Here is a 22,644-nt window from a genome sequence, read left to right on the forward strand (position 1 = left end):
AGGGGTGATCTGATCGTGGCCTCCGAGTTGTACACAGGTCTGTCCACAGGGCGGCAACTTCTGTGGATGGAGTGGTTGCTGGCCGCCCTGGGAGGCGGTGGGGTGGTGCTGCTGGCCCGGTACGTCTGGGACCGGCGCAGCGCCCGGCACGGCGACGCCGAGGAGCTGGCCGAGATCCGGCGGCTCGTCGACGAGGACATCACGCTGCTCGGTGAGGAGCTCGCACGCCTCGACGCCCGCGTGACCGGGCACGAGCTCGACGCGGACGGCCGCCTTGACTTCCAGGTGGCGCTCGACGCGTACGAGGCGGCGCAGCGCGCGGCCCAGGGGATCCGGTCCGCCGAGGGGATCAGCGCGGTGACCGACGCGCTGGCGACCGGGCGGTACGCGATCGTCTGCGTCCGGGCGCGCGCCGCGGGCGAGCCTGTCCCCGGACGCCGGGTGCCGTGCTTCTTCAATCCCCAGCACGGCCCGTCGACGACCGACATCGTGTGGACGCAGCCGAAGTACGGCACCCGGACCGTTCCGGCCTGCGCCCAGGACGCCGCCCGGGTGCGCGCCGGTGAGGACCCGGAGGTCCGGTACGTGCGGTACGGGCTGCGGCGAGTCCCGTACTGGCAGGCCGGCGCCGCTGTCACGCCGTACGGGCAGGGCTACTTCGCGCTCGGGCCGTGGACCAGCTACGTCCCGCTGACCGGCTTCGACAAGAACACCGACGCCTGACCGGCCGTTCCACGTGGAACGAAAAGTAGTCCACGGGCCAGGCTGGTCTACTCTCCGGCCATGGACTTGTGGAGCATCATCGGGTGGGGCGGCTCGGCCCTGGTGGTCGTGTCGTTGCTGCAGACCCGGATCCTGCGGCTGCGCCTGCTGAACCTGGTCGGCTGCATCGTCCTGGTCGCCTTCAACCTGGTGATCGGCGTCTGGCCGATGGTCGGGATGAACGCGGTGCTCGCGGTGATCAACGTCTTCCAGCTCTACCGCCTGCTCCGGCACCGGCACGACACCTCCGAGTACGCCGTACTGCAGGTCGGTGCCGGTGACACCTACCTGAAGCACGTGCTCGACGCGCACTCCAAGGACATCAGCCGCTTCAACCCCGACTTCACCGTCTCCGCCGCGCCGTACGCGTTCCTGGTCCAGCGCGGTGAGCGCACCGTCGGAGTGGTCCTCGCCCACGACGCCGGCGAGGGGCGCGCCCAGATCGACCTCGACTACGTGCTGCCCGAGTACCGCGACTTCACCCCGGGGGAGTTCGTCTACCGGCGCAGCGACGTGTTCACCGACCACGGATTCCGTCAGGTCGTCGCGCCGCGCCGGATGCGCGAGTCCGCCTCCTACCTGAACAAGCTCGGCTTCCACCGCGACGGCGCGGACCTGGTCCTCGACCTGAGCTGAGGCCGACGCTGCGTCACCGAACAGTCGCGCTGAGGTCTTCCCCCATTCATCATTACCTTTCAAGCTGCACGCCGATGCCGGAGTCAGCACCAGCTACCAGCTGCGGACGGCCAGGGCAGCTCAACGATCGAGGTGGCTTGACCTCAAGCGAGCTTGAGCGACCAGGATCCTCGGCATGGTGATGACGTTGCGGGTCGAGGTGTTCGCGCGGGACCTGGAGGCGGCCGGTGAGTTCTACCGGCGGGTGCTCGGCTTCGAGGAGCTGAACCGTCAGCCGGACTACCTCTGGATGGGGCGCGGGACGGCGCGGATCGGGATCGGAGAGCGGTCGGAGGTGGTCGACCCCGCGCACCGGCGGATGCCGTCCGGGACCGAGCTCGTGCTCGAGGTCGACGATCTGGACGCGGAGTACGCGCGGGTTGTGGCCAGTGGTTGGCCGGTCGAGGGCGAGCCGCGGGTGCAGCAATGGGGTCTGCGCGATTTCCGCCTGTTCGATGCCGACGGTTACTACCTCAGGGTCACCAGCCGTGGCAGATCGGCGCCTGACGTGCTCTGATTGGCCGGGTGCTTTCGCTCGAGGAGATCGCCGCCCAGGTTCGTTCCGGTCAGCTCGACCCGGCCCAGCTGGTCGAGCAGGCCGTCGCCCGGGCGCGCGAGACGGCCGCTCTGAACGCCGTCGTGCATCTGGACGAGGAGGGTGCGAAGGCGGCTGCTGCCTGGCACGATCGCCAGGGCCCACTGGCCGGCGTACCCGTGCTGGTGAAGGAGATCGTCGAGGTCGAAGGCCTGCCCTTCCGCTGTGGATCGGCGGCGATGGACGAGGTCGGCCGCCACGACGCCGAGATCGTACGACGGGTGCGCGCCGCCGGGGCGATCGTGATCGGGCTCAGCCACTCGCACGAGTTCGCCTACGGCTGCACCGGTACGTCGAACCGCGCCGGTCCGTGCCGCAACCCGCACGACCCGGAGCGGATGACCGGAGGCTCGAGCTCGGGCGCCGGAGCTGCGGTGGCCGCGGGCATCGTTCCGCTGGCGATCGGGACCGACACGGCCGGGTCGGTGCGGATCCCGGCCGCGTTGTGCGGAGTGGTCGGCTTCAAGCCGGCGTACGGGACGCTGCCGGCCGACGGGGTCTTCCCGCTCGCGCAGAGCCTCGATCACCTCGGGGTGCTCACCGCGACCGTCGCCGACGCCGCCTACGCACTCGCCGCGCTGACGAATTCGTTGCCTACAGCCCCTTCTGTGACCCCGCCGCGGCTCGGCGTGGTCACCAACCGCGAGTACGACGCCGAGGTCGCCGAGGCCTGGGCCGCCGGGCTCGCGCGCCTGCAAACGGCAGGAGCCATGACCGAGCCGGTGGATCTTCCCGACGGCATCACCCGGACGGCGATCGACCTGCAGGGTCCGGAAGCCGTCGCCAACCACGCCGGACGCGACACGGACGCGTACCAGCCCGACGTGCGGCTCCGGCTGAAGGAGGCCGCGGAGATTCCCGCCTGGCGCTACGTCCAGGCACGCCGCGACGCCGAGACGATCCGCGCTCAGGTGAAGACCCTGCTCGACCGGTACGACGCCGTCGTGCTGCCGACCGTGCCGCTGGTCGCGCCGCTGATCTCGGCGGTCGCGGACCTGCAGGACTCGACCGCCGTCCGCGTCCAGCTGATGCGCAACACACGCCTGGGTAACCTCACCGGCTTCCCCGCGATCAGCGTGCCGCTGCCGGTCCGCGGCCTGCCGGTCGGGCTGCAGGTAGTTGCCCGGGACAACGAAACTGCGGCCGCCACGGCCGGCTGGATCGCCGGCCGGCTGGCGGCCGCGGAGGTGTGAGACCGGCCCCCCGGGCGGTGGGGGCCGGTCGGCTCAGCTGTAGACGCGCACGTCCGCCAAGGTCCACCAGTGGTCGGCCGCGCCGGTCGACGTGATCCGCAGGTAGCGGGCCCGCGTCGGCGAGACGTCCACGTTCGTGAGCTGACCGTTCGAGGTGCCGGTCTTCAGTGGGCGCCACGTCGTACCGTCGTTGCTGTACGACAACTGCCACGTCCCCGGGTAGTCGCCGATGGTGCCACCGCTGTCGAGCGCGACCCGTCGTACCGTCCGGGCCGTGCCGAGATCGACCTGCACGGACTGACCGGACGCGATCGCCTCCTTGCTCTGCCACAGCGTCGAGCCGTCGGCGTCGACGGCAAGAGCGGCGAGGTCCGCGCCGACCGACGCCGTCGCCGAAGCGAGCGGAACCGCCTTGTACTCCGAGCGCAGGTCGCGCTCCCAGACGAAGGTCCCGATCGAGCCGCCCGGCAGCGTGTACTCGAAGGACTTGTCGCCGACCGCGACCGCGAAGGCGCGCGGCTCGTCGTTCTCGTTGTGCACGACCAGCGCCGTCGACCCGTCGGGGTTGCGGAACGCGGCCGACATCAGCTGCCCGTTCCACCCGGTCGTCCCGTACGACGTGGAGCCGATCCGCCGCGCGCCGGGCTTCACGAACTTCGACAGGTGGCCGATCGTGTAGTACTCCGCGTCGGTGGTCACCGACCCGTCCGCCTGCCGCGTGACCAGACCGGTGCAGGTGTCGCAGCCACCGTTGTGCGGACCGCCGTCGGCGTTCAGCGCGATGTTCCAGTTGACCACCGACTTCGCCCAGTTGCGGGTGGTGCCGAGCATCAGCGTGCGGGCGTGCCAGGTGAGCGTGCCGCGGAAGATCTGCGGCGGAGTGTCGTCCGGCCCGTGCGAGCCGGAGCACTCGGTGAACCAGATCCCCTTCTCCGGGAACGCCTGCTGCAGCGCGGTCTGCGCCGCCGGGCTGCCGGAGTAGCAGTGGTACGCCGTACCGGCGATCCAGCGCGCGGCCGGCGAGCTGAGCAGCTGGTACGGGTAGTCGGTCTCGGGATCCTCGCCGGGCGGGGTGTTCTCGACGTCGCCCGGGTGCGTGGTCCAGTTGTGGTCGTAGCCGAGGATCTTGGTCCGCGGGCTGGCCGCGCGCAGCATCGGGCCGAGCTGCTCGATCACCGCGGCCGCCTGGCGGACCGGCATGTCGGTGCCCGGGTAGGCGGTCGGCTTGCGGTTCTGCGGCTCGTTCTGGATCGACAGGAAGTCGACCGGTACGCCGGCCGCGGCGTACGCCTTGACGAACTTCACCAGGTAGCGCGCGTAGGCGTTGTAGACCTTCGGGTCGTCCTTCAGCCGGCCGCCGACCAGCGAGTCGCCGGTCTTCATCCAGGCCGGCGGGCTCCACGGCGTGGCCATCACCTTCAGGGCGGGGTTGAGCTGCTTGGCCCGGCGCAGCAACGGCAGGATCTGCCGCTGCTCGTGGGCGATGCTGAAGTGGCGCAGCGGGAAGTCGGTCTGGCCGGCCGGGACGTCGTCGTACGTGTAGTGCTCGGGCTGCGCGGTGAAGTCGGACGAGCCGACCACCTGGCGCAGGAAGCTGACGCCGATGCCCTGCTGCGGGTCGAACAGCGAGCGCATCGTCTTCTCGCGGTCCGCAGCCGACAGCTGGTAGAGCACGGCGGCCGAGGAGTCGGTGATCGAGGCCCCGAAGCCGTCGACGGTCTGGTACGTCGTACCGGGGTCGACCGTGATCGTCGTCTGCTTGCTGTCCCCCTTGGCGAACGCGACCGGCGCCCGCTCGTGCAGCAGTTCGGCGCGGTCGGGCGTGGTCACCCAGACGCGGGCCTGCTCGGTCGGCGGCCGGTGCGCCGCGGCGGCGGGGCCGGTCAGTGACGCGGTGGCGAGCGCCAGGGCGGCGGCGATTGCCGGTGTTCTCATCGCACTCCTCAGGTCGTCCCCCGATGAAACACGGCTGCAACAAACTGCCTCAGGAAACTCCGCAGTGCCGACCTCTGTCAAGATCCTGAGGCGGCAGGCTAAGGTGCCGAGCGTGAAACAACACGATGTAACAAATGCCTAGCGGTCGCGCGACGGTCCGCGACGTGGCGGCGGCCACGGGCGTGTCGATCGCGACCGTCTCCCGGGTGCTCAACCAGCAGGGCAGCGTCGCCCCGCAGACCCGGGCCCTGGTCGAGCGCGCGGTCGAGGAGTTGGGGCTGCGGGCTCCCAGCCCGCGCGGCGGTACGCCGAAGCCGGCCGCCGGCGCGGTCTACGTGCGCTGCCCTTACCTGCTGACCGACTACTTCGGCCTGATCGTCACCTCGATCGCCGAGTCCCTCGACCGCCACGGCCGTCAGTTGGTCCTCCATGCCGGGCAGGGCGTGGCGGGGGAGCCGGTCCTGTCCCGCCTCGCGAGCGGCCGGCGGCCTCCGGCGCCCGGCACCGCTGGTCCGGCCGGCGAGCCCGGCCTCGGCGGCGCGATCCTCATCCTTCCGCCCGAGTCGGCGGACGAGCTCCTGCGGTTGCGGGCGCGCCGGCTTCCTTTCGTGGTCGTCGACCCCCGCACGCCACTCCCGCGCGACATCGCCTCGGTCTCCGCCGCTCACTTCTCCGGCGCCCGCCAGGTCACCGCCCACCTCACCGGCCTCGACCACCGCCGCATCGGCGTCGTCGCGGGCCCTCGCGAGTGGCTCGCCAGCGAAGCCCGCCTCAGCGGTCACGCGGCAGCACTGGCCGACGCCGGCTCTCTCCCCGATCCGTCCCTCGTCCGGTACGTCGAACCGACCACCGAAGAGGGCTACCGCGCAGCCGGCGAGCTGCTCGACCTCCCCAGCCGGCCAACGGCCTTGGTCGCCTTCAACGACAAGGCCGCGGTCGGTGCGCTCCAAGCCGCGGCCCAGCGCGGACTGCGCGTCCCGCACGACCTCTCGATCGCAGGCTTCGACGACATCGACGTCAGCCGCGCGACCTCACCGATGCTCACCACCGTCCGGCAGCCGCTCCAGGAGATGGGCCGCATGGCCGTCAGCCTCCTGATCCGCCTCCTCGACCGCCACGAGGTCGAAGCCCTCCACATAGAGCTGGCCACCGAACTGGTCGTCCGCGACTCCACGGGCCCCGCTAGCTGAGGGCTTTCAGAGCGCTCAACATGCGGTCGACGAGTTGCTCGGCCGAGTACGGGCGCTCGGCCTCCGGGAGGCCCGACCACTCGATGGCGAGGTCCTCCACGTACGCGAGCCAGGCGTGGACGGTCAGCCTGACCGGTGACGACGGCTGGTCCTCGGCGTCCTGGTCGAGCAGCGTGAGCACGCGGGCGGTCAGCGCCGCGCGCGTCTCGGCGTACACCTCGACGACGAACACGTCGCCGCCGGCCGCGCCGCGGACGAAGGAGATGTAGGAGTCGCGCCGGCGGCTCACGAAGGCGACGAACGCGAGCAGCATCTGGCGCAGCTGGTCGGCCGGCGGGAGCGACGCGTCGGGCTTGGTGACCCGCAGCAGGCGGCGGCCGGCGGCGCGCATGACCGCGATGTAGAAGTCGCGTTTGGTGGGGAAGTAGTGGAACAGCAGGCCGCGGGAGATGCCCGCCTCGGCGGCCACGGCGTCGATCGACAGCTCGTGGATCGGCTGCGCGCGCAGCATCATCAGGCCGATGCCGACCAGCTGCTTGCGGCGGTCGTCCGCGCTCAGCCGCCGCCGCGCAGGCGTCGCCGGGACGCCGGCCTTCTGCGTCGGCGCGTCCGGCGTCGACTCGGTTCCACCGCCCTGACTCACGCTATTGAGCATTGCTTAGAACGTGCGCTACGGTCAAGACCGTCGGTCCGTCCAGCGCGAGGAGTGATGATGGGGTTCGAACCGTCCGCAAGGGCGCAAGAGCTGATCCAGCAGGTCGAGCACTTCCTGCGGACCGAGATCGAGCCGGTCGAGGCCGAGCTGCACGCCGCCACGCAAGCGGCCGCCGACCCGTGGCAGCCGCAGCCGGCGTTCAAGGAGCTGCAGGCCAAGGCCCGCGAGCAGGGTCTGTGGAACCTCTTCCTCCCGCCCGCCGAGCCCGGCAACGAGCAGTACGGCGAAGGGCTGAGCAACCTCGACTACGCCCCGATCGCCGAGCTGACCGGCCGGTCGTTCCTCGCGCCGTACGTGTTCAACTGCAACGCCCCGGACACCGGCAACATGGAGGTCCTGCTGCGCTACGGCACGGCCGAGCAGAAGAAGCGCTGGCTCGAGCCGCTGCTCGACGGCACGATCCGGTCCGCGTTCTGCATGACCGAGCCGGACGTCGCGTCGTCGGACGCGACCAACATGGCGGCGACCGCGGTCCTGGACGGCGACGAGGTCGTGATCAACGGCCGCAAGTGGTGGAGCACCGGCGTCGGCCACCCGGACTGCGAGCTGCTGATCTTCATGGGCCTGACCGATCCCGACGCGCACCGCTACGCGCGGCACACGATGGTCCTGGTCCCGCGTGACACCCCCGGCGTGAAGGTCGAGCGCCTGCTCCCCGCCATGCACCGGTACGACGAACCGCACGGCCACGGCGAGGTCTCGTTCACGAACGTCCGGGTCCCCGCCGCGAACGTCCTGGTCGGCACCGGCCGCGCCTTCGAGATCGCCCAGGGCCGGCTCGGTCCGGGCCGCGTGCACCACTGCATGCGCCTGGTCGGTCTCGCCGAGCACTCGCTCGAGCTCGCCGTACGGCGTGGGCTGAGCCGGACGGCGTTCGGCAAGCCGCTGGTCAACCTCGGTGGGAACCGTGAGCGGATCGCCGACGCGCGGATCGCGATCAACCAGGCCCGTCTGCTCGTCCTGCAGACCGCGCACCTGCTCGACACCGAAGGCCTGGCCGGCGCACTCAGCGAGGTCAGCCAGATCAAGGTCGCCGTCCCGCGGATGGCGCAGGACGTGATCGACCTGGCGATCCAGCTGCACGGCGGCGGCGGGCTGTCCGACGACTTCCCGCTGGCCGCGGCCTGGACGAGCGCCCGTGCGTTGCGACTGGCGGACGGGCCCGACGAGGTGCACCGTGGAGTGGTGGCGCGGATCGAGCTGGCGAAGTACAAGGAGTCCGAATGAGCAGGGTGCTGGTCACCGGTGGAGCGAGCGGGCTGGGCCTCGCCCTGGTCGAGCGCTTTGTTGCTGAGGGCCACCAGGTCCTGAGCACCGACGTGGCGGACGGCCTGACGCCGCCGGCCGGCGCGTCGTACCGGCAGCTCGACGTGCGCAGCGCGGAGGACTGGGACGCCGCGGCCGAGTGGGTCGAGCAGACCTGGGGTGGGCTGGACATCCTGGTGAACAACGCCGGGATCGCCACCGGCGGCCGGATCGACGTCGAGACGCTGGCCGAGTGGGACCGGGTCGTCGACATCAACCTGATGGGCGTGGTCCGCGGCTGCCGCGCGTTCACGCCGGTGTTCAAGCGGCAGCGGTCCGGCCACATCGTGAACACCGCCTCCGCCGCCGGGCTCGTGCACCCGCCGATGATGAGCTCGTACAACACGGTCAAGGCCGCCGTGGTCGCGCTGTCCGAGACGCTCTCGCACGAGCTGCACCCGTACGACGTGAGCGTGTCCGTGGTCTGCCCGTCGTTCTTCAAGACCAACCTGGCCGACTCGCTGCAGGGCGCGGACACCGCGATGAGTGACTCCGCGCGCCGGCTGATCGAGAGGTCGCCGCGGACCGCGGACGACATCGCGGCGGTGGTGATCGCCGGGGTGAAGAAGAAGCAGTTCCTGATCATCCCGGACCGGCCGGCGCTGCTGGCCTGGCGGACCAAGCGGTTCGCCCGCCCGCTGTACGACCGCCAGATGCGCAAGATCGCCGCGCGCGCCCGGCAGCGCGCGGAGGCGAAGACCGGAGATCAGGTGCCGTCGGCCGGAGAGCGGTAGTGGCGACGGACGCTGTCGAGGGAGCTCGCGCCGTTCGTGACGAGGACTCCTTCGACGTCCCCGTGGTCGACCGCTGGTTGCGCACGCACACCGACCTGCCCGACGGGCTCCCCGAGGTCCGCCAGTTCTCCGGTGGCGCGTCGAACCTGACGTACCTGCTCCGGTACGCCGGCCGCGACCTGATCCTGCGCCGCCCGCCGGCCGGGACCAAGGCGAAGAGCGCGCACGACATGGGCCGCGAGTACCGGATCCAGGCCGGTCTCGCGCCGGTCTTCCCGTACGTCCCGAAGATGGTTGCTCACAGCACCGGCACCACGGTGCTCGACTCCGAGTTCTACGTGATGGAGCGGATCGCCGGCACGATCCCGCGGCGGTCGTCGCTCGGCGTCGACCTGACGCCGGAGCAGACCCGGCAGCTCGGCTTCACGCTGATCGACACGCTGGTCGCCCTGCACCAGGTCGATCCGGCACAGGCAGGTCTCGCCGATCTCAGCCGCGGCGACGGGTACGTCGAGCGCCAGGTACACGGCTGGTCCGAGCGCTACCGCAAGGCGAAGACCTGGAACGTGCCCGGCGCCGAGAAGGTGATGACCTGGCTCGAGGCGAACCGGCCGGCCGACGTCGGCTCCCGCGTGATCCACAACGACTTCCGGCTCGACAACGTCGTACTGGATCCCGAGGATCCGCTGAAGGTGATCGGCGTACTGGACTGGGAGCTGGCCACGATCGGCGACCCGCTGATGGACCTCGGCAGCGGCCTGGCGTACTGGGTGCAGGCCGGCGACGACTGGGCCTTCCGGCGGTTCCGCCTGCAACCGTCGGACGCGCCGGGCATGATCAGCCGGGACGAGATCGTCGACCACTACTGTGCGCAGACCGGGCTGGATCGCGGCAACTGGGCCTTCTACGAGGTGTTCGGCCTGTTCCGGCTGGCCGTGATCGCGCAGCAGATCTACTACCGCTACCACCACAAACAGACCCGGAACCCACGCTTCAAGAACCTCTGGCTCCCGGTCAACCTGCTCGAACGCCGCTGCCGCCAGATCATCCGGAAGGGCTGAATGGGCACCGTCTACCTGATCCGGCACGCGCAGGCGTCGTTCGGCAAGAGCGACTACGACCGGCTCTCCCCGCTCGGTGAGCGGCAGGCCGTCCGGCTCGGCGAGACCCTGGCCGCGCGCGGGGTGAAGCCCGACCTCGTCGTCACGGGTGCGATGCAGCGGCACGCCCGGACGGCGTCGCTCGCGCTGACCGCTGCCGGACTGGCGACCGACGTCGAGGTCGACGAGGGGTTCAACGAGTTCGACCACGACCAGGTGATCGTCGCGCACAAACCGGCGTACAAGCGTCGTGCGGTGCTGCTCGCGGACCTGGCCCGGACCGGGCACCCGACGCGGGCGTTCCAGGAGATGTTCAGCGCGGCGACCGAGCGCTGGACGCAGGGCGGCGACGGGTACACCGAGAGCTTCACCGACTTCTGCGACCGTTCGGAAGCAGCCGTACGACGGGTCGCCGCGCGGACCGGCAAAGGTGAGACCGTGCTGGTGTTCACCTCGGGCGGGCCGATCGCGGCCGTGGTGGGCCGGCTGTGGTCCGGTGGCGACGCCCTCTGGCTGCGGCTGAACCCGGTGACGATCAACACCGCGATCACCAAGGTGGTGTCCGGGCGCAGCGGGCTGACCGTGGTCAGCTACAACGAGCACGGACATCTCGACGGCACCGACGAACTGACCTACAGATAGGGCCGCGATGCGACGACGCACGATCCTGATCACCGGCGCGAGCTCCGGGCTCGGCGCCGAGATGGCTCGGCAGTTCGCCGCCAAGGGCCACGACCTCGCGCTGACCGCCCGCCGCGAGGACCGGCTGACCGACCTGCGCGACGAGCTGGCGAAGGCCCACCCGGACCGGACCGTCGTCGTCCGCAAGCTCGACGTCACCGATCACGACCAGGTGTTCGCGGTGTTCCGCGCGCTCGACGCCGAGCTCGGCGGCCTCGACCGGATCATCGTGAACGCCGGGATCGGCAAGGGCACGCCGGTCGGCACCGGCCGGTTCGACGCGAACCTCGAGACCACGATGACCAACTACGTCGCCGCGCTGGCCCAGGCCGAGGCGGCGATGGAGCTGTTCCGGGAGCGGAACACCGGCCACCTGGTCTTCATCACCTCGGTCGCCGGAGTGCGCGGCCTGCCACGCTCGCTGACGGCGTACGGCGCGAGCAAGGCGGCGGTCAGCTCGCTGGCCGAGGGCCTGCGGATGGAGCTGCTCGGCAAGCCGATCAAGGTCAGCGCGATCTGCCCGGGCTACGTGAAGTCCGAGCTGAACGACCACGTGCAGCAGACCCCGTTCATGGTCGAGACCGAGGTCGGCGTTCGCGCGATGGTGGCCGCGATCGAGGCGGAGAAGGGACGCGCCTACGTGCCGGCCTGGCCGTGGGAGCCGTTGGCGAGGTTCATGAAGGTCGCACCGCTGCCGGTGCTGAGGAGACTGATCTGATGCGTCTGGGACTGACTGTTCCGCTGACCGGGGTGCCGCTGCGTGAGCACAAGGCGCTGATCGGCGAGCTGGCCTCGCTGGGGTACACGGACCTGTGGTCGGCGGAGGTCGCGGGCAGCGACGCGTTCACGCCGCTGGTGCTCGCCTCGGAGTGGGACGACAAGCTGCGGCTGGGGACGGCCGTCGTGCCGGTGCACACGCGCGGGCCCGCCGCGCTGGCGATGAGCGCGGCCGCGCTGGCCGATCTCGCGCCGGGGCGGTTCGTGCTCGGGATCGGGGCGTCGTCGGAGACCATCGTGACCGGGTGGAACGGGATCGCGTACGACCCGCCGCTGGCGCGGACCCGGGACGTGCTGCGGTTCCTGCGGCAGGCGTTCGCCGGGGAGAAGGTGGACGGCGCGTTCGAGAGCTTCACGATCCAGCGGTTCCGGCTGGAGAAGGCGCCCGACGTACCGCCCGCGATCATGCTGGCGGCGCTTCGGCCGCAGATGCTGAAGCTGGCTCGGCGGGAGGCCGACGGCGCGATCACCAACTGGCTGTCGGCCGGCGACGTGAAGCAGGTGCGGGCCGAGCTCGGCGACGGCAAGGAGCTGGCGGCACGGATCTTCGTCTGCGTCACCGAGGACGCTGAGATGGCGCGCAACATCGGGCGCTTCCTGATCGCGACGTACCTGACCGTGCCCGGCTACTCGGCCTTCCACGACTGGCTCGGTCGCGGTGAGGCACTCGGCCCGATGCGCGCGGCGATCGCCGCAGGCGACCGGAACGCGGCGATGGCCGCCGTACCGGTCGAGGTGATCGACGACCTGGTGGTGCACGGCTCGGCCGACGACTGCAAGGCCAAGATCCAGGCGTACGTCGACAACGGCCTCGACACTCCGATCATCGCCACGCTGCCCACCGGCGACAACCTGCTGGACACCGCCCGAGCGCTGGCTAGAACGTCCCCACGTTGATCACCTGGACGCAGGGGGCCGCGCTGGTGTTGACCAGGACGACACCCAAGGCCCGCTTGCCCTTGGTCGTGCCGCTGAGCTGAAACACCAGCGTCGGCTCGGACCCGCTCTGCGCGCCGATCACCAGATTCGTCGGCGACGCGATCATCCTGTCGACCAGTGTCCGCACGAAGTCCCTGGTGTCGACGCAGGCCAGCCCGACCGCCACAGCGGGTCGGCCGGCGTTCAGGTTCGCGACGAACGTGAGGGCCACCGCCTGCGCCTGCAGAGGCCTCGCGACCGTGTTCGTCGGCCTGGGCGCCGTCGGCCTCACCGTCGGCTTGGCGGTGGGCTTCACCACCGGCTTGGTCACCGAGGGCTTGACCGGCGTCGGCTTCGCCGACGGCGGCGCGACGGGGGTGCTGTCCGCCTGCTCGGTTGCTTTCGGCTCCTTGTCGCGACCGCTGGCCAGGTCGTACGCGATGTACCCGGCCGCGCCCACGCAGGCGACGACCACAGCGATCAGCAGGACGATGACCAGTCCGGCCCGGTTCTTCTTCGGCGGCCCGCCGTACGGCGCGTAGTTCAGCGGTGGCGGTGGCGGCGGATAACTCACGGCTCAGTGTCGCAGCGGGTCACCGCCGGCGGAAGATCCCTGACGGGCCGGGAGGTGAATCGTGAAGGTGGAACCGTGGTCGGGCCGGCTGGTCGCGGAGATCGTGCCCTGGTGGGCTTCGACCAGGTGCTTGGTGATGGCCAGGCCGAGGCCGCTGCCGCCGGTGGCGCGGGAGCGGGAGTGCTCGACGCGGTAGAAGCGGTCGAAGAGGTGGGGGAGGTGCTCGGGAGCGATGCCGGTGCCGCTGTCGGTGACGGTGAGCAAGTAGTCGTCGCCGGAGCGGCGGACGCCGACGACGACGCGGCCGCCGTCGGGCGTGTAGCGGATCGCGTTGGAGACCAGGTTGCCGAGCGCCTGCCGGATGCGGGCGCTGTCGACGACCGCCGGGGCCACGCCGGTGGTTGCCGCGGTCAACGTGATGCCCGCGGCCTCGGCGGCGGGGCGGTGCGCGGCGACGACCTGATCGGCCACCTCGGCCAGGTCACGCGTCGCCGGATGCATCCGGAGCATGCCCGCGTCGGCCAGGGCGAGGTCCTGCAGATCGGCGACCAGGTGCTCGAGCAGCCCGGTCTCCTCCAGCAGCGAGCTGACCAGCTCACGGTCGAGCGGTACGACGCCGTCCTCGGAGGCGACCAGGTAGCCCTTGATGTTGGCCAGCGGCGTGCGTAGCTCGTGCGCCACGTCGCTGACCATCGCCTTGCGCTGGTGGTCGTGCTGCTGGATCGACTCGGCCATCGCGTTGAACGCGTGCCCGAGCCGCGCCACCTCGTCCTTGCCGGCAACCGGGACGCGGGCCGCGTGGTCGCCGTTCGTCATCCGCTGCGCGGCGCCGGTCAGTGCGAGGATCGGCCGGACCAGGCGCCGGCCGGTGAAGATCATCACCACCGCCGCGATCAGCAGCACGCCGAGCGCGGTCGCCGCCGTCCGCAGGAGGCCCTCGGTGGAGAACACGTTGAAGGTGCTCTTCGACCCGAGGTAGAGCTTCGCCGCCGGAGCGACGTACGGCGCCAGCGCCTCGGAGCGGGCGGTCGTCGTACAGTCGACGAACTCCGACGACACCTGCTTCTCGCGGTCGGGCGGCATGACAGCGCCGAGCCCGTCCTGCCGGGTCAGCTGGTACGGCTCGCCGGCCGCCTTCAGGCAGGTCTCGGTCCGCCGGACCTCATCGGCGTTGACCTGGATCGCCTTCGCGCTCGGTGCGTCCAGGCCGGGCGGAACGCACTCGTCGGGCTGGACGGAGTCGGCCGCGGTGAACGACATCACCGCGACGCCGTCCGGGGTCTTGCCGTTCTCGACCATCAGCTGCGGGGCCAGGTCGCCACCACTGGTCACGGTCGCGGTGACGCCCCGCGCGCGAAAGCACGCGGCCGCCTGCTGGGCGAGCTGCTCGCGGTCGCGAAGCTCCTGCTCGGTCAGGCCCCAGGACTTGTACGGGCCGAAGCCGGCCGGGAACGCGGCCGTCATGGCCGGTTTCGTGACCGGGGCCATCGACCGGACCGAGACCCCGGCCACCGCCTGGGCCCGGAGCAGCGCGCCACCGCCCTGGTTCCGGGCGTCGATCGTTGCCGCCGGCACCGACGGGAGATCCGGTGAGGCGCCGAGCATCCTGGCCGAGTCGGCGATCGCCGAGCCGTCCGCGTCGGTCAGCGCGACCCGGCGCCCGGTCTCGTCGGCGAGCTGGTGGACCAGCTTGTCCACGCCGTCCCAGGACGCGTGGTCGGAGGCGTAGTCGCTGAGGTCGGCGTAGATCCGGGTGTCCACCTCCAGCTGGGAGATGTTCGTGTCGATCTCGCCCTGCAGCTGCTCGGACGTGCTGTAGGTGGCGATCACCGCGGTCGCGATCACCGCGCCGAGCGCGACCGCCAGGGAGAGCCCGAGGAACCGGACCAGGACGCTACGACGCATCGGAGGACACCACCTTGTCGGCCAGCTTGTAGCCCACGCCGTACACCGTGCGCAGGTACTTCGGGTTGCCCGGTGCGGCCTCGATCTTCTTGCGCAGGTTCATCACGTGCACGTCGATGGTCCGGTCGAACACGTAGTGGTCGAAGCCGAACGCGTGCTCCAGCAGCTGCTGCCGGGAGAACGCCCGGCCCGGCGACGCCGCCAGGCAGGCCAGGATCTTGAACTCCGCCGGCGTCGCCTCGATCAGCTCACCGGCCAGGCGGATCTCGTGCCGGACCGGGTCGATCTCGAGGTCGCCGACCCGGTACACCTCGCCCTCGGACCGGACCCGGGTCCGTCGCAGCACGGTCCGCACCCGGGCGACCAGCTCGCGCGGGTTGTACGGCTTGGTCAGGTAGTCGTCGGCGCCGAGGTCGAGGCCGAGCAGCAGGTCGTCCTCGGTCGAGCGTGCGGTGAGCATGATGATCGGGACGTCGGCCCCGTTGCCGGTGTCGGCGCGCAGCACCCGGCAGACGTCCAGGCCGTCGACCTTCGGCATCATCACGTCGAGCACGAGCAGGTCGGGACTGCGCCGGCGCGCCTCGTCGATGGCCGCCCGCCCGTCGTGCACCACGACCGTCAGGTGACCCTCGCGCTCGAGGTAGCGCCGGATCAGCTCCGCCTGCTTCCGGTCGTCCTCGGCAACAAGAATCCGGGCTGGCATGTCCACGACGATGACTGACGTTCATGAGAATCCGATGAAGATCGGCTGAGAGCATCGGGTGCTGATCGCTCCTTCACAGGTTCTTCATCGCCGCGCCGTCAGGCTCACCGCCATGAAGAACTCACGCAAAGCACTCTCGCTGGTAGCGGTCCTGGCCCTGGCCGGCTGCGGGGCGGTCAACTCCCCGGAGGCCGACAAGGAACCGGTGGGCAACGACGACAAGAGCCCGCTCGCGGAGTACATGGGCGAAGGCTTCAGCAGCGGCGGCAACGGCGGCATGGTGCGGGTGACCCGGGCCGGTGGTGGCGGGTCGACCGAGGAGCAGCTGGCCCAGCAGCGCAAGATGGAGGACGCGACCGCGGCCTGCATGAAGACGGCCGGTTTCGAGTACGTCGCCGTAGCGCCGGAGTCGAACGAGAAGTCCAAGTTCAACGACGCGTTCAACCTGCCGCCGGACAAGTTCGCCGAGCAGTACGGCTACGGGATCAGCACCATCGACTGGGGCAAGCCGGCCGGCGACGGCGCGGAGACCGACCCGAACGCCAAGATCCGCAAGGCGCTGTCGCCGAACGCGCAGAAGGCCTACGACAAGGCGCTGAACGGCGAGCTGGCGACGAGCGGAGGCATGGTCAAGGCCGTCAAGCCCGGTGAGCGTCCCTCCGCCCAGGACCTGGGCTGCCGCGGCAAGGCCGGCGAGGAGGTCTACGGCAGCGGCGACGACAAGATGGCCGACTTCAGCAAGTTCGAGTCGCTGTTCAAGGACCTGGAGGCGCTGCGCAAGCGGGTCGACAGCGACCAGCGCGTCGTCGACGCGACCAGCGCCTGGACCGACTGCATGGCCGACGCCGGGCACGCCGGGTTCAAGAAGGTCGACGACGCCCGCAACCAGGTCTCGACCAAGCTCAACGAGCTGACCGGTGCGAAGGACCAGCCGACCAAGGGCGGGCCCTCCGTCGTCGTCGGCGCCCCGTCGCTGGACAAGGTCGACGCGGCCAAGCTCGCCGAGCTGCGCAAGTTCGAGATCGAGCTCGCCAAGGTCGACCAGGGCTGCAAGGCCAAGACGTACGACGCGCCGTACAAGGCGGCCGGCACCGAGCACGAGAAGGAGTTCGTCGGGCAGCACAAGGCCGAGCTCGAGCAGTACCGCGACGCGATGGCCGAGCGGTGAGCGCGTCACCCAAGTCGCGACGGCGGGTCCTGGTCGGGGTGTCCACGGTGGCGGCGATGTCGCTCGGGGTCGGCGTCGCCGCCGGCAGCCGGATCCAGTCGCCGGAGGACGCGGCCGCGAAGACCGCGCCGCCGAAGGCGTCCCAGATCACCGTGCCGGTGGAGAAGAAGGCGCTGGCGAGCAAGGTGGTGGGCCGCGGTGACACGTCGTTCGACGGAGCGGTGAACGTCCGGGTCGAGACCAGCGGGCTGAAGACGCCCGCGGTGGTGACCGGCAAGGTGCCGGCCGTCGGCTCGACGATCAAGGAGGGCAAGGTGCTGCTGGAGATCGCCGGGCGGCCGGTGATCGGGCTGGCCGGCGTACTGCCGATGTACCGGACGCTGAGTCCGGGCAGCCGGGGGCCGGACGTGCTCCAGCTGGAGCAGACGCTGGACCGGCTGGGCTTCGACCCGGGCACGGTCGACTCCAAGTACGACAGCGGTACGGCGAACGCGGTCGAGCAGCTCTACGAGGCGGCCGGGTACGAGGCGCCGGAGGCCGAGGAGCAGCTGACCCAGGCGGTCGACGGCGCCGACAAGGCGGTCGACCAGGCCAAGAACGCGCTCCGGCAGGCCAAGGCCACGTTGAAGCAGGCCAAGGCGACACCTGGCAAGAAGGACTTCACCGTCGAGCAGGGACAGGTCGACGACGCGGCGGAGAACCTCGACGACGCGCAGGACGAGCTCGAGGAGGCCGAGTTCAAGTCCGGTACGCCGTTGCCGGTCTCCGAGGTGGTGTTCGTGAAGTCGCTGCCGCGCCGGGTCGACGACGTGAAGGTCGAGCGCGGTGGTGTGGTCAACGGCGTGGTGATGTCGGTCAGCGGCGCCTCACTCGTGGTCACGGTCAAGGTGGACGCGCAGACCAAGGAGCAGCTGAAGACCGGCATGGCCGCGAGCTTCGACCTCGGCGACGGCACGGTGATCCCGGCGACCGTCCGGCGGATCAGCCGCAACGCCGACCAGTACGACGTGGTGGTGGCACCGAAGTCGCTGACCGCCGCCCAGCTGGAACGGCTGCGCGAGGCGAACGTCCGGGTCACGATCCCGGTGAAGAGCACGAACGGCAAGGTGCTCGCCGTACCGGTCGCCGCGCTGTCGGCCGGGTCGGACGGCTCGTCACGCGTCGAGGTGCTGCGCGACGGGAAGGTCGAGCTGGTCCCGGTCAAGGTGGGGTTGTCCGCAGACGGGTTCGCCGAGGTCGCCGCGACCGGCGACGCCAAGCTGGGCGAGGGCGACCAAGTGGTGGTGGGCACATGACGGCGGATGTAGGTCGCATCGGCGGCGGTGTGGCGACGGCTGTCGCACTGCCTGCTCCTGTGGTGGAGATGATCGGGGTCCGCCGCTTCTTTCCAGGGCCTCCGGAAGTGCGGGCGATCAAGGGCATCGACCTGACGATTCGTGCGGGGGAGTACCTGTCGATCGTCGGCCCCTCCGGGTCCGGCAAGTCGACACTCCTTCATCTGCTGGGGTTGCTCGACAACCCGAGCGACGGGGTCTACCGGCTCGACGGGGTGGACACGTCCAGTCTGCGCGAGCGGCGGCGCGCCGTACTGCGGGGAGAGCGGATCGGCTTCGTCTTCCAGTCGTTCCACCTGCTCGACCACCGGACGGTGCTGGAGAACGTCGCCCTCTCGATGGTCTACGTCGGCGTCCCGCGCCGTGAACGCATGGCCCGCGCCCGCGTCGCGCTCGAACGCGTCGGGCTCGCGCACCGGATGGAGTTCGGCCCGCGCACGCTGTCGGGTGGTGAGCGCCAACGCGTCGCGATCGCCCGCGCGCTGGTCGCCGAGCCGAGTCTCCTGCTCGCCGACGAGCCGACCGGAAACCTCGACACCGCCAACGCGGAAGCGATCCTCGAGGTCTTCGACGAACTGCACGCCGAGGGCATGACGCTCGCGGTGATCACCCACGACGACCACGTCAGCCGACGCGCCCAGCGCCAGGTCCGCATCGTCGACGGGACCCTCCAGTGGTGACCCCCGGAAAGAGAAAGAAGCGCCTGACCGGAGGTCCTGCACTCAGAGATCTCTTGGATGAAGCGCTGGCAGGAGTTTCGGCTCGTCCAACCCGCCTGGTCCTCACCACTCTCGGCACTGTGCTCGGGATTGCTGCCCTGGTTGGGACTGTAGGACTCGGGCAAACCGCGGCCGGCCAGATCACTCAGCGCTTCGATCTCGCCGCGGCCACGCGGGTCGTCGTACAGCCTGACGACAAAGCCGAAGGTGAGGCCGCGACCCAGCTGCCGTGGGACGCTCCCGAGCGGATCAAGCGGCTGAACGGCGTGGAAGCAGCAGGCCTGTTCAGCATGCTCGACGTCGGCGACGACCTGGTCCGCAGCGTCGCGGGGATCGGCAAGGACGGCTACTCCCTGCAGGTGATGGCCGGATCCGCCGGCCTCTTCGACGCTGTCCGAGCGCAGCTGCGGACCGGACGCTTCTTCGACACCGGCCACGACGACCGTGCCGACAAAGTCGTTGTCCTCGGCAAGCATGCCGCCGAGAAGCTCGGCATCAACCGCGTCGACTCCCAGCCCGCGGTGTTCATCGGCGACCAGGCCTACACCGTGATCGGCATCCTCGACGGCGTCTCCGGCCGGGCCGAGCTGCTCGACGGCGTCATCATGCCGAACGGCGCCGCGAAGACGGCGTACGCGCTGGAGTCGCCGGACGCACTGGAGATCAAGACCCAGGTCGGCGCGGCCCAACTGATCGCCGGTCAAGCACCGGTGGCCATCGCCCCGAACACCCCGAGCGCGCTCAAGGTCGACGCTCCGCCGGTCCAGGGCGGCGTCCGCCAAGGCGTCGAGTCAGATCTGAACGCCCTGTTCCTCCTGCTCGGCGCGGTGGCGCTGCTCGTCGGCGGCCTCGGCATCGCGAACGTCACGCTGCTCTCGGTGCTCGAACGCGTCTCCGAGATCGGCCTGCGCCGCGCACTCGGCGCCGCCCGACGACACGTCGCCGGTCAGTTCCTCGTCGAGAGCGTGATCGTCGGCTTCCTCGGCGGCCTGCTCGGTACGGCGGTCGGCGTGCTGCTCACGATCGGCGTCTCGTGGTTCCGCGACTGGACACCGATCCTCAGTACGTCGCTGGCGCTCGGTTCGCCGCTACTGGGCGCCCTGATCGGGCTGCTCGCCGGCACCTACCCGGCCTGGAAGGCCTCCGCCATCGAGCCGATCACCGCGCTCCGGGGCGCTTAGCCGGGCGTAGACGAAGGCACTGAGCAGGAATCCGAGCACGATGAAACCGAGCACCGGGTACGACTTCCCGTCGTCGGGCAGGATCAGCGCGCCGAGCGCGGCCGCTGACACCTGCCCGACGTTGAAGATCATGTCGTACAGCGAGAACACCCGGCCGCGGTACACGTCGTCGACCTGCGTCTGCACGAGCGTGTCGACGCTGATCTTCACGCCCTGCGCGCAGAAGCCGGTGAGGAACCCGGCGACGACGACCGCCGGCTGCGTGTAGAGCCCGCCGGGAAACGCCGTGACCACAGCGGCGGCCACGAACAGCACGGTGATCCAGCGCCGCAGCGTCATCACCCGCGTCGCCCACGGCGTCACCAGCGCGGCCAGGAACAGCCCGGCGCCGACCGACCCGGTCGCCAGCGCGAGCGCGCCGAACGCCTGGTCGAGCTGGTCGGGACCGTAGAACTCGTTGCGGTACAGCAGGATCATCGCGACCGTGACGAGCCCGAAGAAGAACCGCAGCGATCCGATCGCGGCCAGGCCGAGCGCGGCCTGGCGGCGTTCGCGCAGGTGCCGGCCACCGTCGACGAGACCCTTGGCGATGCTGCGGACCGCCTCGCCCAGGCCGGGTTCGTCACCGCTGAGCTCGGGGCCGAGCTGGTTGCGGCCGAGCCGCAACGCGAGCAGGGCCGCGACGAGGTAGACGGCGGACGTCGTACCGAGTACTGCGAGGTCGGAGTCGAAGAGCAGCTTCACTCCGGCGCCGGCGCCACCACCGATCAGGAAGGACGCCGTGCCCGAGGTCGGCGTGACCGCGTTGGCCATCACCAGTTCGTCGGAGTCGACCACGTGCGGCAGCCCGGCCGAGAGCCCGGACAGCAGGAACCGGTTGACTCCCAGCGTCAGCAGAACGGCCAGGTAGAACGGCACGCCCGCATTGCCGACCGCAACGATCGCACCGACGACGAGGACAAGAGCGGCACGCGTGACGTTCGCGCCGAACAGGATCTGCCGCCGCGACCAGCGATCCAGCAGGACGCCGGTGAACGGCCCGAGCACCGAGTACGGCAGCAGCGCGACTGCGAACAGTCCCGCGATCGCTGCCGCGTCGGGCGCCCGTTCGGGCGAGAACAGCACGTACGACGCAAGCGCGACCTGGAAGACGCCGTCGCCGAACTGCGAGCTGAGCCGGACGGCGAACAGCCGCCGGAAGTCACCCCGCCGCAGCAGCCTGCCCAGATCCCGGATGAACTGCACGCCTGCACTGTAGTTCTACCGGTGCGCGAGCCTGTCCGCCGCAGTGTTCCCCCGGCGGCTGACCGGGACGACGCCGGAGATCCTGCCGAGGCCGAGCAGCGGCATGTTGGCGTAGATCGTCTCGAACTGCCCCGCCGGGACCTTGTAGGTCTCGTGCCAGACGCCGACGTTGTTGCCCTTGTACGCGTGCTTGTAGAACTCGGTCCAGGCCGGACGGTGACTGCGCTGCGCATCGTTGGCGAACGCCTGCAGCTTCTCGGTCGACTCCCAGTACTGGACCATCGTGATGCTGCGCAGGCTCGGGAACGAGCGGAAGCCGAGCAGCCCGCTGTCCGGGTCCGTCGTCAGGTCGTGCAGCATCGGGCCCATCGACTTCGCCACCGGCAGCCACTGCCGCAGTGCGCGCAGCTTGTTCACCCGCATCCCGAGCAGGAAGACCACCAGGTCCCCGTCGTACGCCGCGGTCTGTCGTCCCTCGATCATCGTGATCCCCTTTTTTGGATAGTTCAACTCCCTAATATTGGAGAGTGATACTCTCCAAAAGTCAAGAGGGGGTCAGATGTGGATCGCGGAGCTGTCGCGGCAGAGCGACGTACCGGTGGCGACGATCAAGTACTACCTGCGCGAGGGCCTGCTCCCGCCGGGTGCAGCGGTCGGCGCGACCAGAAGCCGGTACGACGAGAAGCACGTCCGCCGGCTGCGGCTGATCCGCGCGCTGGTCGAGTCGGGCGGCCTGTCGCTGGCCCGCGTCCGAAGCGTGCTCGCCGAGGTGGACGAGGAGTCTCGCGAGCTGCACGACGTACTCGGTGCCGCGCACGGCGCGCTGATCCCGGACGACCTGACCGCGACCGTCGAGTCCCGGCTCCGGGTCGACGAGCTCGTCGCGGCGTACGACTGGCAGGTCTACTCGGAATCGCCGGACCGCGTGCTGCTCGCCGGCGCGCTCGACGCGCTGGAACGAGTCGGCTACCACCTCGAGGACGACCTCCTGGAGACCTACGCCAACGCCGCGGCTGTGATCGCCGATGCCGAGATCAGTCACCTCTCGCCGGACGACCGGCAGGGGACGGTCGAGGCAACCGTCCTGCTCACCGCCCTCGGCGGTCCGGTGCTCCTCGCGCTACGGCGACTGGCCCAGCAGAGCGCTTCCGCCCGGCGTTTCGGGAGCGTGCACCCGTAGCTGGCCCCCGCACCTTGGGAGACTGAGGCCGACGACTCCAGAGGAAGGCTGTTCG

Annotated in this window: 23 protein-coding genes; 16 read left to right on the forward strand and 7 right to left on the reverse strand. The window is 70.4% G+C overall.

Going from position 1 to position 22,644, the window contains the following annotated elements:
* The first annotated feature begins 66 nt into the window (after positions 1 to 66).
* The 4 genes from ACLQ2O_RS02955 (at position 67) to ACLQ2O_RS02970 (ending at position 3,225) form a co-directional block, all read left to right on the forward strand.
* The gene (locus ACLQ2O_RS02955; RefSeq protein WP_425826859.1) at positions 67 to 723 is read left to right on the forward strand and encodes a hypothetical protein; all 657 of its coding nucleotides are present in this window, start codon (positions 67 to 69) and stop codon (positions 721 to 723) included.
* A 60-nt stretch (positions 724 to 783) separates the two neighbouring features.
* Positions 784 to 1,398, forward strand: coding sequence for a hypothetical protein (locus tag ACLQ2O_RS02960; RefSeq protein WP_425826861.1), 615 nt, complete (start codon positions 784 to 786; stop codon positions 1,396 to 1,398).
* 175 nt (positions 1,399 to 1,573) lie between these two features.
* Positions 1,574 to 1,954, forward strand: coding sequence for a VOC family protein (locus ACLQ2O_RS02965; protein WP_425826863.1), 381 nt, complete (start codon positions 1,574 to 1,576; stop codon positions 1,952 to 1,954).
* Positions 1,955 to 1,962: 8 nt separating this feature from the next.
* Positions 1,963 to 3,225: an amidase gene (locus tag ACLQ2O_RS02970; RefSeq protein WP_425826865.1), complete on the forward strand. Its 1,263-nt coding sequence runs from the start codon at positions 1,963 to 1,965 to the stop codon at positions 3,223 to 3,225.
* Positions 3,226 to 3,258: 33 nt separating this feature from the next.
* On the opposite strand, the gene ACLQ2O_RS02975 is transcribed toward ACLQ2O_RS02970, so the two are convergent.
* Positions 3,259 to 5,160: a discoidin domain-containing protein gene (locus ACLQ2O_RS02975; RefSeq protein WP_425826867.1), complete on the reverse strand. Its 1,902-nt coding sequence runs from the start codon at positions 5,158 to 5,160 to the stop codon at positions 3,259 to 3,261.
* 134 nt (positions 5,161 to 5,294) lie between these two features.
* Here ACLQ2O_RS02975 and ACLQ2O_RS02980 point away from each other — a divergent pair, with 134 nt between their 5' ends.
* The gene (locus ACLQ2O_RS02980; protein WP_425826869.1) at positions 5,295 to 6,350 is read left to right on the forward strand and encodes a LacI family DNA-binding transcriptional regulator; all 1,056 of its coding nucleotides are present in this window, start codon (positions 5,295 to 5,297) and stop codon (positions 6,348 to 6,350) included.
* Here the strand turns inward: ACLQ2O_RS02980 and ACLQ2O_RS02985 are convergent.
* Entirely contained in the window at positions 6,343 to 6,993 is a 651-nt protein-coding gene (locus tag ACLQ2O_RS02985) for a TetR/AcrR family transcriptional regulator (RefSeq protein WP_425826871.1), read from the reverse strand. The two genes, ACLQ2O_RS02980 and ACLQ2O_RS02985, sit on opposite strands and share 8 nt — an antisense overlap.
* Positions 6,994 to 7,062: 69 nt before the next feature.
* Between ACLQ2O_RS02985 and ACLQ2O_RS02990 the strand changes: the two genes are divergently transcribed.
* The 6 genes from ACLQ2O_RS02990 to ACLQ2O_RS03015 are packed head-to-tail and all read left to right on the forward strand — an operon-like array spanning position 7,063 to position 12,559.
* The gene (locus ACLQ2O_RS02990) at positions 7,063 to 8,292 is read left to right on the forward strand and encodes an acyl-CoA dehydrogenase family protein (protein ID WP_425826873.1); all 1,230 of its coding nucleotides are present in this window, start codon (positions 7,063 to 7,065) and stop codon (positions 8,290 to 8,292) included.
* Positions 8,289 to 9,104, forward strand: a complete 816-nt coding sequence (locus ACLQ2O_RS02995) for an SDR family NAD(P)-dependent oxidoreductase (protein WP_425826875.1) — start codon at positions 8,289 to 8,291, stop codon at positions 9,102 to 9,104. The genes ACLQ2O_RS02990 and ACLQ2O_RS02995 overlap by 4 nt, the downstream gene beginning before the upstream one ends.
* Entirely contained in the window at positions 9,104 to 10,165 is a 1,062-nt protein-coding gene (locus tag ACLQ2O_RS03000; protein WP_425826877.1) for a phosphotransferase family protein, read from the forward strand. Before ACLQ2O_RS02995 ends, ACLQ2O_RS03000 begins: the two co-directional genes overlap by 1 nt.
* On the forward strand, positions 10,166 to 10,846 hold the full coding sequence (locus ACLQ2O_RS03005) for a histidine phosphatase family protein (RefSeq protein WP_425826879.1): 681 nt from the start codon (positions 10,166 to 10,168) through the stop codon (positions 10,844 to 10,846). It begins immediately after the preceding gene.
* A gap of 7 nt (positions 10,847 to 10,853) precedes the next feature.
* Positions 10,854 to 11,603 carry an SDR family oxidoreductase gene (locus tag ACLQ2O_RS03010; RefSeq protein WP_425826881.1) on the forward strand — a complete coding sequence of 250 codons (750 nt, stop codon included), beginning with the start codon at positions 10,854 to 10,856 and terminating at the stop codon, positions 11,601 to 11,603.
* Positions 11,603 to 12,559 carry an LLM class F420-dependent oxidoreductase gene (locus ACLQ2O_RS03015; RefSeq protein ID WP_425826883.1) on the forward strand — a complete coding sequence of 319 codons (957 nt, stop codon included), beginning with the start codon at positions 11,603 to 11,605 and terminating at the stop codon, positions 12,557 to 12,559. Before ACLQ2O_RS03010 ends, ACLQ2O_RS03015 begins: the two co-directional genes overlap by 1 nt.
* Here the strand turns inward: ACLQ2O_RS03015 and ACLQ2O_RS03020 are convergent.
* The 3 genes from ACLQ2O_RS03020 to ACLQ2O_RS03030 are packed head-to-tail and all read right to left on the reverse strand — an operon-like array spanning position 12,540 to position 15,762.
* The gene (locus tag ACLQ2O_RS03020) at positions 12,540 to 13,154 is read right to left on the reverse strand and encodes a hypothetical protein (protein ID WP_425826885.1); all 615 of its coding nucleotides are present in this window, start codon (positions 13,152 to 13,154) and stop codon (positions 12,540 to 12,542) included. The genes ACLQ2O_RS03015 and ACLQ2O_RS03020 overlap by 20 nt on opposite strands.
* A 3-nt stretch (positions 13,155 to 13,157) precedes the next feature.
* Positions 13,158 to 15,059: a sensor histidine kinase gene (locus ACLQ2O_RS03025; RefSeq protein ID WP_425826887.1), complete on the reverse strand. Its 1,902-nt coding sequence runs from the start codon at positions 15,057 to 15,059 to the stop codon at positions 13,158 to 13,160.
* Complete coding sequence (locus tag ACLQ2O_RS03030; protein ID WP_425826889.1) at positions 15,049 to 15,762, reverse strand: response regulator transcription factor; 714 nt, start codon at positions 15,760 to 15,762, stop codon at positions 15,049 to 15,051. Before ACLQ2O_RS03030 ends, ACLQ2O_RS03025 begins: the two co-directional genes overlap by 11 nt.
* Positions 15,763 to 15,874: 112 nt before the next feature.
* Between ACLQ2O_RS03030 and ACLQ2O_RS03035 the strand changes: the two genes are divergently transcribed.
* From ACLQ2O_RS03035 to ACLQ2O_RS03050, 4 genes are read left to right on the forward strand one after another with little or no spacing between them, the layout of a single operon-like run.
* Positions 15,875 to 16,930: a hypothetical protein gene (locus ACLQ2O_RS03035; protein WP_425826891.1), complete on the forward strand. Its 1,056-nt coding sequence runs from the start codon at positions 15,875 to 15,877 to the stop codon at positions 16,928 to 16,930.
* Positions 16,927 to 18,225 (forward strand): peptidoglycan-binding protein, encoded by a 1,299-nt coding sequence (locus tag ACLQ2O_RS03040; RefSeq protein WP_425826893.1) that lies wholly within the window; start codon positions 16,927 to 16,929, stop codon positions 18,223 to 18,225. Before ACLQ2O_RS03035 ends, ACLQ2O_RS03040 begins: the two co-directional genes overlap by 4 nt.
* Positions 18,222 to 18,944: an ABC transporter ATP-binding protein gene (locus ACLQ2O_RS03045; protein WP_425826895.1), complete on the forward strand. Its 723-nt coding sequence runs from the start codon at positions 18,222 to 18,224 to the stop codon at positions 18,942 to 18,944. The genes ACLQ2O_RS03040 and ACLQ2O_RS03045 overlap by 4 nt, the downstream gene beginning before the upstream one ends.
* Complete coding sequence (locus ACLQ2O_RS03050) at positions 18,941 to 20,164, forward strand: ABC transporter permease (RefSeq protein ID WP_425826897.1); 1,224 nt, start codon at positions 18,941 to 18,943, stop codon at positions 20,162 to 20,164. Before ACLQ2O_RS03045 ends, ACLQ2O_RS03050 begins: the two co-directional genes overlap by 4 nt.
* Here the strand turns inward: ACLQ2O_RS03050 and ACLQ2O_RS03055 are convergent.
* Complete coding sequence (locus ACLQ2O_RS03055) at positions 20,072 to 21,409, reverse strand: MFS transporter (protein WP_425826899.1); 1,338 nt, start codon at positions 21,407 to 21,409, stop codon at positions 20,072 to 20,074. The genes ACLQ2O_RS03050 and ACLQ2O_RS03055 overlap by 93 nt on opposite strands.
* A gap of 15 nt (positions 21,410 to 21,424) precedes the next feature.
* Positions 21,425 to 21,892 (reverse strand): DUF4188 domain-containing protein, encoded by a 468-nt coding sequence (locus ACLQ2O_RS03060; protein ID WP_425826901.1) that lies wholly within the window; start codon positions 21,890 to 21,892, stop codon positions 21,425 to 21,427.
* 76 nt (positions 21,893 to 21,968) lie between these two features.
* On the opposite strand from ACLQ2O_RS03060, the gene ACLQ2O_RS03065 reads away from it, so the two are divergent.
* Entirely contained in the window at positions 21,969 to 22,589 is a 621-nt protein-coding gene (locus ACLQ2O_RS03065) for a MerR family transcriptional regulator (protein ID WP_425826903.1), read from the forward strand.
* The last annotated feature ends 55 nt before the right edge of the window (positions 22,590 to 22,644 follow it).

It is taken from the genome of Kribbella sp. DT2 (assembly GCF_049844575.1).
Classification (GTDB): Bacteria; Actinomycetota; Actinomycetes; order Propionibacteriales; family Kribbellaceae; genus Kribbella.